The 10,100-nt window shown below is 67.5% G+C and carries 12 protein-coding genes; 1 reads left to right on the top strand and 11 read right to left on the bottom strand.

The annotated features are described in order from the left end of the window. Positions 1-194 precede the first annotated feature (194 nt). The 11 genes from dsrO to dsrA form a co-directional block, all read right to left on the bottom strand. Positions 195-935 carry a sulfate reduction electron transfer complex DsrMKJOP subunit DsrO gene (gene dsrO, locus AAG801_RS36620; protein WP_341892840.1) on the bottom strand — a complete coding sequence of 247 codons (741 nt, stop codon included), beginning with the start codon at positions 933-935 and terminating at the stop codon, positions 195-197. Next, on the bottom strand, positions 932-1,318 hold the full coding sequence (locus AAG801_RS36615) for a hypothetical protein (RefSeq protein ID WP_341892839.1): 387 nt from the start codon (positions 1,316-1,318) through the stop codon (positions 932-934). Before AAG801_RS36615 ends, dsrO begins: the two co-directional genes overlap by 4 nt. Before the next feature lie 78 nt (positions 1,319-1,396). Next, positions 1,397-3,355, bottom strand: coding sequence for an NAD(P)-binding protein (locus tag AAG801_RS36610; RefSeq protein WP_341892838.1), 1,959 nt, complete (start codon positions 3,353-3,355; stop codon positions 1,397-1,399). Positions 3,356-3,483: 128 nt separating this feature from the next. After that, positions 3,484-5,016 (bottom strand): sulfate reduction electron transfer complex DsrMKJOP subunit DsrK, encoded by a 1,533-nt coding sequence (gene dsrK / locus AAG801_RS36605; protein ID WP_341892837.1) that lies wholly within the window; start codon positions 5,014-5,016, stop codon positions 3,484-3,486. Between the two features lie 7 nt (positions 5,017-5,023). Then, positions 5,024-5,752, bottom strand: coding sequence for a respiratory nitrate reductase subunit gamma (locus AAG801_RS36600; RefSeq protein ID WP_341892836.1), 729 nt, complete (start codon positions 5,750-5,752; stop codon positions 5,024-5,026). 31 nt (positions 5,753-5,783) lie between these two features. Further along, positions 5,784-6,116 (bottom strand): TusE/DsrC/DsvC family sulfur relay protein, encoded by a 333-nt coding sequence (locus AAG801_RS36595; protein WP_341892835.1) that lies wholly within the window; start codon positions 6,114-6,116, stop codon positions 5,784-5,786. A gap of 17 nt (positions 6,117-6,133) precedes the next feature. Beyond that, entirely contained in the window at positions 6,134-6,439 is a 306-nt protein-coding gene (gene tusB, locus AAG801_RS36590; protein WP_341892834.1) for a sulfurtransferase complex subunit TusB, read from the bottom strand. Positions 6,440-6,442: 3 nt separating this feature from the next. Next, positions 6,443-6,799: a sulfurtransferase complex subunit TusC gene (gene tusC, locus AAG801_RS36585; protein WP_341892833.1), complete on the bottom strand. Its 357-nt coding sequence runs from the start codon at positions 6,797-6,799 to the stop codon at positions 6,443-6,445. Between the two features lie 11 nt (positions 6,800-6,810). Continuing rightward, on the bottom strand, positions 6,811-7,170 hold the full coding sequence (gene tusD, locus AAG801_RS36580) for a sulfurtransferase complex subunit TusD (RefSeq protein WP_341892832.1): 360 nt from the start codon (positions 7,168-7,170) through the stop codon (positions 6,811-6,813). Between the two features lies 1 nt (position 7,171). After that, positions 7,172-8,242: a dissimilatory-type sulfite reductase subunit beta gene (dsrB, locus tag AAG801_RS36575; RefSeq protein ID WP_341892831.1), complete on the bottom strand. Its 1,071-nt coding sequence runs from the start codon at positions 8,240-8,242 to the stop codon at positions 7,172-7,174. A gap of 14 nt (positions 8,243-8,256) precedes the next feature. Next, positions 8,257-9,549, bottom strand: a complete 1,293-nt coding sequence (dsrA, locus tag AAG801_RS36570) for a dissimilatory-type sulfite reductase subunit alpha (protein ID WP_341892830.1) — start codon at positions 9,547-9,549, stop codon at positions 8,257-8,259. Between the two features lie 167 nt (positions 9,550-9,716). Between dsrA and AAG801_RS36565 the strand changes: the two genes are divergently transcribed. After that, positions 9,717-9,938 carry a hypothetical protein gene (locus tag AAG801_RS36565; RefSeq protein ID WP_341892829.1) on the top strand — a complete coding sequence of 74 codons (222 nt, stop codon included), beginning with the start codon at positions 9,717-9,719 and terminating at the stop codon, positions 9,936-9,938. The last annotated feature ends 162 nt before the right edge of the window (positions 9,939-10,100 follow it).

Raw genomic sequence — 10,100 nt, 5'->3', positions numbered from 1 at the left:
TCGTCGCGGTTGTTTGAACGCAGCGACCGCAGGTCGCGAAGTGAGTTCTGCGACGGGGCCGCGAGACCGAGCATCGCAGGGGAGTCGGCGCGCAGCGGCGACCGCCGAGGCGAAGCGCCGGAGCCTGCCCGGGTGCGCCTTTGCCGCTCCAGCCGTCGAGCGCAACGCACACGTCGGGGCGCGCGAACGTCATCTCACAGCCCCCCATACCGCACCCCCGGATCCAGCCGCAGGTCGGCACGCAACTGCTGGCTCGCCACCGCCCTGATGCGCTGCGAGATCTCGCTGCCAGGATCGTTCAGGTCCCCGAACAGCATCGCGTGGTGCCCGGCCTTTGCGCAGGCCTCCACGCAGGCCGGCGTGCCACCCTTGTCGATGCGGTGCACGCACAGCGTGCAGCCCTCCACGCAGCCCTTGCCGCGTGGCACGTCGGGCTTCTGGCCGCTGACCGGCTCGTGCACGAAGCTGCGCGCCTTGTACGGGCAGGCCATCACGCAGTAGCGGCAGCCGATGCAGCTGTGCCGGTCGACCAGCACGATGCCGTCGGCACGCTTGAACGAGGCACCGGTGGGGCAGACGTCGACGCAGGGCGGCTCGGCGCAGTGCTGGCACATCACCGGCACTGACGACGTGCGGCCGGTCCTGATCTCCTTGATCTCGACCTTGCGGATCCACTGCGCCGACGTCGGCGAGGGGCGCGGGTCGAGGCCGTTCTCGGTGTTGCAGGCGCTGACGCAATCGGTGCAGCCGCTCTCGCATTTCGTCGTGTCGATCAGCAGGCCCCAGCGCACCTTCGAACTCGCCTCCGGCGTGGCCGCCTGCGCGATCTCGATCAGGTGGATGCCCGGCGCGAGCAACACACCGCCCATGCCCGCGGCGGCCAGGCCGAGGAACTTGCGGCGGCCCGCCAGCCCTTGTTCGGCACCGCTCTTCATGGCTTCGCAGCTCCCGTCTGCGCGACGTGCCTCTGCGCCTTGCTCGAGTGGCACTCGAAGCAGTCGATCTGCACCGCGGCGTAGCCGTGGCAGCTGCTGCAGAAGTCGGTCTTCGCCTGCGCGACACTGCCGGTGGCGGCGCTCGCATGGCACTCGACGCAGCCCTGCAGGCTGTCGCGCCCCTGGCGCACGCCGCGGTGCACCGTCACGTCGCGCTGGTGCCGGAGCATCGCGGGGTGGTCGCGCCGCATCACGTCCGGCGCGGCCACGCACTGCGTGCCGGCCTTGGCCGGTTCGATCGCCGGCTTCGGCGTGCGGTCGCCCGCGATGACATCGGCAGCGAGCCCAAGGGCAAGCGAAGCGACGCCCACCCAAGCGGCCACCACGGATCCGGCTCTGCCGGTCCGTCGGTGGCGCCCCCCTGGGGTGGAGGCGCCGAAGGCGCTTCGGCGGGGGGCCATCTATTCTCCAAGGCCCATCTGGATGTAGCCGGTCGGGCAGACGTCCTTGCAGATGTGGCAGCCGATGCACTTGGTGTAGTCGGTGTCGACGTAGCGGCCGGTGGTCGACTTGGTCTTCGGCACCTTGAACACCGCCGTCTGCGGGCAGTAGACGACGCAGTTGTCGCACTCGAAGCACAGGCCGCAGCTCATGCAGCGCTTGGCCTCGGCAATCGCCTCGACCTCGGTGAGCGGCAGCACACGCTCCTCGAAGTTGTTCAGCGCCTGCTCGGCGTTGAGCGTGACGATCTTGCGCCGGTGCCGCTCGGTGTACTGGAAGTGGCCGAGGAACAGCTCCTCGTGCGGGATGATGTAGCGGTCCGAGCGGTTGTCGAAGTTGTGGATCGCCACGTTCTTGCTGTCGGTGCCGTGGATCGGCTCGTGCACCTCGCTGACGGTCAGGCCCTTCTCGACCAGCTTGCGCTGGATGTCCCAGGTGTGCACGTCGATCTTCGGGCGCTTGTCGAGCGCCTCGCCGGCCAGGTGGCGGTGAATGCCGTCAGCAGCGATCGCGCCGTGACCGATCGCGGTGGTCAGCAGGTGCGGGCGCACCACGTCGCCGCCGACGAACAGGCCGGGCTGGCCCTGCACCTGGTAGTTCTTGTCCGCGGCGATGCCGCCCTTGCCGTTGTTGAGCGATTCCAGGCCGCTGAAGTCCACCGCCTGGCCGATCGCCGAGACGATCAGGTCGGCCTCGAGGTCTTCCTCGCTGCCTTCGATGTTCTTGATCTCGAGGCGCCCGCCGACGACCTTCGCCTCGCAGCGGATCACGCGCAGCCCGGTGGCGCGGCCACTCGCGTCGCGCAGCACCTTCACCGGCGCCAGCCCGCCGCGGATGGCGATGCCCTCGGCCAGCGCATGCTCAACCTCGTGCCGGCTGGCCTGCATCTTGTCGATCGTGAAGATCGAGGTCAGCGTCACCTCGGCGCCCTGGCGCGCCGAGACCGAGGCGACGTCGTGCGCCACATGGCCGGCGATGGCCATCTCGGGGCGATCGCTCTCGTGCGTCTGCTCGATGTGGCCGAGCCGCCGCGCCACCGTGGCCACGTCGATCGAGGTGTCACCGCCGCCGACCACCACCACGCGCTTGCCGACGTGGCGCAGCCGCCCGTCGTTGAAGGCCTTCAGGTAGGCGGTGGCGGTGACGCAGTTCGGCGCGTCCGAACCTTCCACCGGCAGCGGCCGGCCGGACTGCGCGCCGAGGCCGAGGAACACCGCGTCGTGCTCGGCGCGGATCTGCTCCATCGTGATGTCGGTGCCGATGCGCGTGTTCATGCGCGCCGTCACGCCGAGGTCGAGGATGCGCTGGATCTCGGCGTCGAGCACCGCGCGCGGCGTGCGGAAGCCGGGGATGCCGTAGCGCATCATGCCGCCGAGTTCGGCGCGCTCGTCGAAGATCGTCACGCTGTGGCCCTTGCGCGCCAGCTGGTAGGCGGCCGACAGCCCGGCCGGGCCGCCGCCGATCACCGCCACCTTCTTGCCGCTGAGCTTCTCGGGCTTCGGGAAGGCCAGCTGGTTGGCGATCGCGTACTCGCCGAGGAAGTGCTCGACCGAGTTGATGCCGACGAAGTCTTCCACCTCGTTGCGGTTGCAGCCCGATTCACACGGCGCCGGGCAGACGCGGCCCATCACCGAGGGCAGCGGGTTGGCCTCGGTCAGGCGCCGCCAGGCGTATTCCTGCCAGGGCACGCCGGCCGGCGGCTTCTCGATGCCGCGCACGATGTTCAGGTAGCTGCGGATGTCTTCGCCCGAGGGGCACGAGCCCTGGCAGGGCGGCGTGCTCTGGATGTAGGTCGGGCACTTGTGCGAGTGGTCGGCGTCGAAGATCTCCTGCTGCCAGGGCAGCGGCTTCGCGTCGCCGTCCTTGTAGCGGCGGAAGTTCAGCGGCTGGGCCTTCACCGAGTTTGCGGGGCTGGACATAGGCTCTCTCCTCAATTCAGTGCGGTGATCCATCGCGACCGAGCGGCCGCCGCGGATCCGGCTTTGCCGGGCCGCTGGGGGCGCCCCCTGGAGGGGGAGCGCCGAAGGCGCTTCGGGGGTGGCTCATGTCAGTTCGGCTCGCCGAGCCGGATCGCTTTGCTCACCAGTTGGTGCACGCCGCCGACCATGCCCATGTCGAAGCCGTAGTAAGGCAGCACCTTGCTGAACTGCGCCTTGCAGATCGCGCAGATCGTGGCCATGAAGTTCACGCCGTGCTGGTCGACGACGTTCTTCAAGGCCTCCATGCGCGGCAGCGCGCCCTTGACGCGCAGCTCGATCAGGTCGTCGGTCAGCAGGCCGCCGCCGCCGCCGCAGCAGAAGGTGCTCTCGTGGATGGTCTCCGGCGCCATGTCGTGGAACCGGTTCGCCACCGCCTTGATGATCTCGCGCGGGATCACGAACTGGCCGCCAGGCATGTCGCCCATGCGCGAGGCGCGCGCCACGTTGCATGAATCGTGGAAAGTGATGATGCGGTCGTCGTTCTTCTCTTTGTCGAACTTCAGCGCGCCACGCTGGATCAGGTCGTACGTCAGTTCGCAGATGTGCATCGGCTGCTTGTAGCGGCCGTCGAGCTGGCTCTGCAGCTGGATCGCGAAGGGGTCGGTGCCGCCAGCGCCAATGCCCACCAGCGTGTTCCAGAAGCTGTAGGCCACGCGCCAGGCATGGCCGCATTCGCCGACGACGATGCGCTTGACGCCGAGCTCCAGCGCCGCCTCGCGGATGCGCAGCGCGATCTTGCGCAACTGCTCGTAGTTGCCGATGAACATGCCGAAGTTGCCGGCCTCGCTGGCCTTGCTCGACAGCGTCCAGCTGATGCCGGCGGCGTGGAACACCTTGCCGTAGCCGATCAGGCTCTCGACATGCGGCTCGGCGAAGAAGTCGGCAGACGGCGTGACCAGCAGCACCTCGGCGCCCTGCACGTCCAGCGGGTAGCGCACGTCGACGCCGGTGTCTTCCTTGACGTCCTCCTCCAGCCCGAGCAGCGTGTCCTGCAGCGCCGGGCCGGGCAGGCCGAGGTTGTTGCCGATGCGATGGACCTTGCCGATGATCTCGTTGCTGTACTTCTGGCCCAGGCCCACCGCGTCCATGATCTCGCGCGCAGCCATGGTGATCTCGGCGGTGTCGATGCCGTAGGGACAGAACACCGAGCAGCGCCGGCACTCCGAGCACTGGTGGTAGTAGGCGTACCAGTCGTCGAGCACTTCCTTCGTCATGTCGACCGCGCCGACCAGTTTCGGGAAGTGCTTGCCGGCGAAGGTGAAGTAGCGGCGATACACCGCGCGCATCAGGTCCTGGCGCGCCACCGGCATGTTCTTCGGGTCGCCGGTGCCGAGGAAGTAATGGCACTTGTCGGAGCAGGCACCGCAGTGCACGCAGGCGTCCATGTAGACACGCAAGGACCGGTACTTGCCGAGCAGCTCGCCCATCTTGGCGATGGCGCGCTGCTCCCAGCCCTCGGCCAACTCGCCGGGGAAGCCGACGTTCTGCTGGATCGCCGCCGAGGCGACGAAGGGCTTGCTGTGCGCCATCGAGCCCACGGCGATCAGGGGAATCACCGGGTAGGGCTTGAGCTTGGGCGTCTCGAAGGCGGCGGTGGCCATGAGCGGGCTACTTGTCGAGTGCCGCCGCCCAGGCGGCGAGATGGCGCGCTTCGCGCGGGTTATCGGCCTGGTTGCGCGAGGGGCTGAAGAACAGCCCCGGCGCGTGCAGCAGCTTGCTGATCGGGAACACGACCATCAGCAGCGCCACCAGCGTGAGGTGCAGCAGCAGCAGCGGGTCGCCGGGCAGCGGCTGCCAGTCGAAACGCATGAGACCGAGCATGAAGGCCTTGAGCGCGACGATGTCGGTGTGCGCGACGAAGCGCATCGCCAGGCCCGACAGGCCGATGGCCAGCAGCAGCGCCAGGTGCAGGTGGTCCGACGGCGTGGAGATGTAGCGCACGCGGTCGACCAGGAAACGCCGCGCCCACAGGCCGGCCAGGCCGGCCACCATCGCAAAGCCGGCGTAGGTGCCGAAGAACTGCACCCACAGCACCGGGGTCCACACCGGTTCCTGGAAATATCGCAGGTGGCGCAGCAGCACCAGCAGCAGCGCGGCATGGAACATCCAGCCGAACAGCCAGGTCCACTTGCTGGACTTGAACAGGCTCTCGAACAGCACCACCTCGCGGGCCAGCCGCAGCGCCACGCCGCTTTGCGTGGTCGGTGCCGGCGTGGTCGGGATCTTCAGCGGCGCCGGCGTGCGCAGGTAGCTGCGGATCTTCGCCGCGACGCCGAGCAGCAGCACCGCGGTGGCGGCGTAGAACAGCAAGGCGTACGTGACGGTGAGCACGGACATGCGGCGCTGCTCCAGCGTGGCGAAGCGAGGCTCAGACGCAGCCGGTCGGCTTGGGCAGGCCGGCGATCTTGCAGGCCTGCTTGGCCGGGCCGTAGGGGAACAGCTCGTAGAGGTACTTGCTGTTGCCCTTGTCCGGTCCGAGCTGCTTGCCGATCGCCTTGGTCAGCACGCGCACGGCCGGGGCGATCTGGTACTCGTTGTAGTAGTCGCGCAGGAAGTTGACGACTTCCCAGTGGCTGGGCGTCATCTCCACGTTCTCGCTCTTGGCGATGACGTTGGCGACCGCTTCGTCCCATTCGGCCAGGTTGATCAGGTAGCCCTCTTCGTCGGTCTCGTAGGTCTTGCCGTTGATGTCGATGCCCATGTCGATCTCCTTGCGATTCAGAGCCAGGTCTGGTTGTTGGGGTGCTCGGCGACGAGGTCGACGAAACCGGTGTAGTCGACGGCGGTGACGCCCTCGGCCAGGGCCGCGGCGACGCCGCGGGCTTCGAGATCGGGGCGCAGCGCGTAGACCTTCAGGCGCGCGAGCGCTTCGGCCAGCCCGGCTGACGCGGCGCCGGCGGTCGTGGCGGCATAGACGCCGTCCTCGATGAGCAGCAGCGCGTGGCCGTCCTGGGCCAGGCGCAGGCAGCTCGCGAGCGAGGTGGTCTGGCGGTGCGACTTGTTGACGATGTGCAGCATGGCCATCCTTCAGAAACTCAGGACCACGTCCTGCTCGGCCATCAGCGCGGCCATCTCGGCGCTCGAGAGCACCTCGACATCGACGATCAGGTCGTCTTCGGAGAGGCCGCGCGCCTGCATGGACTCACGCTCGACATAGAGCTTCTCGACGTCGTAGCCATCCAGCGCGCGGTAGGTCTTGGAGTGGTTCTTGATGCCGATGCCCTTGGTGTCCTGGCCCTTGGTGAGCTCGTAGACGCCGTCGTCGACGAACACCAGGCTGACGTCCTGGTCGAAGGTGGCGGCGATCAGCACCACCTCCAGGCTCTCGAGCGCGTAGATCGTCCCGTAGGGGGCCTTGCGGTTGACGAACATGAACTTCTTCATCGCCCGTCCTTTCAGTCGCCGAAGGTGACCATGCGATCGGCCTTGATGCCGGAATCGACCAACTGCCCGAGGCCGCTGATGCGGAAGCCCGGCGCCAGCACCTCGTCCTTGATGCCGCGGCGCAACGCCGCCGCCACGCAGACCACCAGATCGACCTTGTGCTCGGCGTTCAGCGCCGACCAGCGATTGACGATGTGGCGGTCGTCCTGCGGCGGCTCGGTGAGCTTCGTCGCGTTGTAGACGCCGTCGTGATAGAAGAAGACGCGGTGGATCTCGTGCCCTTTGGCGATGGCGGCCTGGCAGAACTGCCAAGCGCTGTCCGCCGCCTGATGGGTGTACGGTCCTTCGCTGACCAGGATGCCGAACTTCATGTCAGAACCTGATGTGCGTCGACGCGTTCAGGTTGGCCCGCGAGCCACGCCAATCGTCGATCAGGTACTTGGTGAAGGGCAGGTCGCACTTCTCGAAGAAGCGCGGCCAGCCGATGCGCTCCACCCAGTCGGCGATGCGCTCCCACGAGCGGGCGTCTTCCTTGTAGGTGTAGAGGATCTTCTTGACGATCTCCGACACCTCGGGCCAGCGCGGCGGGTTGTTCGGCAGGCCGGAGGCGACCATCTTCATGAAGGTCGGCTTGCCGCGCGCGTTGGAGTTCTTGCCGCCCACCCAGATGGCCAGCTTCGAATGCTCCGGGTCGTTGATCTGCATCGGCGGGCACGGGGGGTAGCAGGCGCCGCAGCAGATGCACTTCTTCTCGTCGACTTCCAGCGAGGGTTTGCCGTTGACCAGCGCCGGGCGGATCGCCGCCACCGGGCAGCGCGCCACCACGGCCGGGCGCTCGCAGACGTTGGCCACCAGGTCGTGGTTGATCTTCGGCGGCTTGGTGTGCTGCACGATGATGGCGATGTCGGCCTGGCCGCCGCAGTTGATCTCGCAGCACGAGGTCGACAGGTGGACGCGGTTGGGCATGTCCTCCTTGATGAACTCGGTGTAGAGGTCGTCCATCAGCGCCTTCACCGCACCCGAGGCGTCGGTGCCGGGGATGTCGCAGTGCAGCCAGCCCTGCGTGTGCGCGATCATCGACACCGAGTTGCCGGTGCCGCCGACCGGGAAGCCGGCATCGGTGAGCGCGCCGATCAGCGGGTCGACCTTGGCCGGGTCGGACACCATGAACTCGATGTTGCTGCGGATCGTGAAGCGCACATGCCCTTCGGCATAGGTGTCGGCGATGTCGCACAGCGTGCGGATGGTGTAGACGTCCATCTGCCGCTGCGTGCCGGCGCGCACGCTCCACACCTCGTCGCCGCTGTGTGAGACGTGGTGCAGCACACCGGGGCGCGGCCGGTCGTGGTAGCGCCAGTTGCCGTAGTTCTTCAGCAGCGCCGGGTGCAGGTAGGGCCGGTTGTCCGGCACGCCGCTTTCGATGGGGGTACGCATCGTGGCCATGGTCTTCGGGCTCCTCAGGCGGACTTCTTCGCGTTGATGCGGGCGACCTCGTCGTCCCAGCCGTCGGTGCGAACGTAGGGGTTGGTGCGCGGCGTCGCGACCATGTTCGGGTCGATGTCCACGCCGATGCCCTCGAGGAAGTTGACCAAGCCGATGCGCTCGATCATCTCGCCGGTGCGTTCGTGCTCGAGCGCGTTCTCGGCGAAGAAGTCGATCACCTTCTGGCCCAGCTCGACCAGCGCCTCGTAGTCTTCCTCGGTCTTCAGCGGCAGGAAGGGCACGACCACGGTGCCCATCAGGTCGCCGATCTTCAGCGTGCGCTTGCCGCCGATCAGGATGGTGGCACCGGTGTCAGTGCCTTTGGCGAGCGCGCCGGTCATCACGTTGACGCAGTGCATGCAGCGCACGCAATTGCTGTTGTCGATCTCCAGCGCGTGGCTGTCGCTGATCTTGACGCTGGAGATGGTCGGCCCCTGGGCGACGTCCTTGACCTCCTTGAGCATGATGGTCTTGGTCGGGCAACGCGAGATGACGTTGTTGACCAGCTCGTTCATGCCGTGTGCGTCGAACCACTTGCGCGCCAAGCCTTCGTCGGTGCGCATGTTGTCGCGCCAGGTGCCGATGACGGCCATGTCCGAGCGCTGGATCGAGTTCATGCAGTCGTTCGGGCAGCCCGAGAACTTGAACTTGAACTTGTAGGGCAGCGCCGGGCGGTGGATGTCGTCGAGGAAGGTGTTGATCACCTGCCGGTGCGCCTTGGCCTCGTCGTAGCAGCTCTGCTCGCAGCGCGCCGCGCCGACGCAGCTCATCGAGGTGCGCACCGCCGGGCCGGCGCCGCCGAGGTCGAAGCCGAGCTCGTTGAGCTCGTCGAAGGCGTCCTGCACCTTGTCGGTCTTGGCGCCCTGGAACATGATGTCCCCGGACTGGCCGTGGAAGGCGATCAGGCCCGAGCCGTGCCGCTCCCAGATGTCGCACATCTTGCGCAGCACCTCGGTGTTGTAGTGCATGCCGGCCGGCGGCTGCACACGCAGCGTGTGGAACTCGGCGGCGTCGGGGAACACCGGCTTGTCGTTCTCGTCCTTCAGCTCGGTGAAGCGCGGGATCACGCCACCGCCGTAGCCGAACACGCCGACCGTGCCGCCCTTCCAGTAGCCCTTCTTGGTGCGGTAGGACGTCTCCAGCTGACCCATCAGGTCGACCATGTAGTCCTTGTCCTTCGCCAGCCGCTTCAGGCCGGTGACGAAACTGGGCCAGGGTCCGCTCTCGAGCTGGTCGAGCATCGGCGTGTCGTGCATCTTCTTGGCCATGGGCATGTCTCCTTGGGTGGACGGATCCTAGGCAGCGCCCCCGGCACGCACCATCACTCTGGTTGGGTGCCGGGCATTACCCAAATGGGTTATGCGGCGCTTACCCGTCGCGGTGATAGACGCCCCGCGCCCCGGCCGCGCCCAATGGCACGGCATTGGAGAGCGTCATGACCCGCGTGACACCGCTGGACAAGCTGCGCGTGCCCCTGGGCGGACAGGAGATCGAGCTGCAGCAGATCGACTTCGAAGGCGGCGGCATGAGCCTGCTGCGCACCCGCATCCGTGAGAAGAGCCGGTTCACGGTGTTCGAGATCGACCCGCAGACGGCTGAGGTGTGGGGGCGGGCGTTGCTGCGGTGGGCTGAGTCGCAGCGGGAGCGGTCTTCGTGAACCTCGAAGCGTTGAGCGGCAAAGGCGCACCCGGGCAGGCTCCGGCGCTTCGCCTCGGCGGTCGCCGCTGCGCGCCGACTCCCCTGCGATGCTCGGTCTCGCGGCCCCGTCGCAGAACTCACTTCGCGACCTGCGGTCGCTGCGTTCAAACAACCGCGACGA

The organism is Variovorax sp. YR752 (assembly GCF_943372545.1).
The sequence above is the reverse complement of the archived record's forward strand: the minus strand, read 5'-3'. Positions and strand labels throughout refer to the sequence as shown.

Coding starts and splice junctions, on each gene's coding strand:
- AAG801_RS36565 (WP_341892829.1), top strand. CDS start 9,717: ATGACCCGCGTGACACCGCTGGACAAGCTGCGCGTGCCCCTGGGCGGA.
- AAG801_RS36610 (WP_341892838.1), bottom strand. CDS start 3,355: ATGTCCAGCCCCGCAAACTCGGTGAAGGCCCAGCCGCTGAACTTCCGC.
- dsrK (WP_341892837.1), bottom strand. CDS start 5,016: ATGGCCACCGCCGCCTTCGAGACGCCCAAGCTCAAGCCCTACCCGGTG.
- dsrO (WP_341892840.1), bottom strand. CDS start 935: ATGAAGAGCGGTGCCGAACAAGGGCTGGCGGGCCGCCGCAAGTTCCTC.
- tusB (WP_341892834.1), bottom strand. CDS start 6,439: ATGGCCATGCTGCACATCGTCAACAAGTCGCACCGCCAGACCACCTCG.
- dsrA (WP_341892830.1), bottom strand. CDS start 9,549: ATGGCCAAGAAGATGCACGACACGCCGATGCTCGACCAGCTCGAGAGC.
- tusD (WP_341892832.1), bottom strand. CDS start 7,170: ATGAAGTTCGGCATCCTGGTCAGCGAAGGACCGTACACCCATCAGGCG.
- tusC (WP_341892833.1), bottom strand. CDS start 6,799: ATGAAGAAGTTCATGTTCGTCAACCGCAAGGCCCCCTACGGGACGATC.
- AAG801_RS36595 (WP_341892835.1), bottom strand. CDS start 6,116: ATGGGCATCGACATCAACGGCAAGACCTACGAGACCGACGAAGAGGGC.
- dsrB (WP_341892831.1), bottom strand. CDS start 8,242: ATGGCCACGATGCGTACCCCCATCGAAAGCGGCGTGCCGGACAACCGG.
- AAG801_RS36600 (WP_341892836.1), bottom strand. CDS start 5,752: ATGTCCGTGCTCACCGTCACGTACGCCTTGCTGTTCTACGCCGCCACC.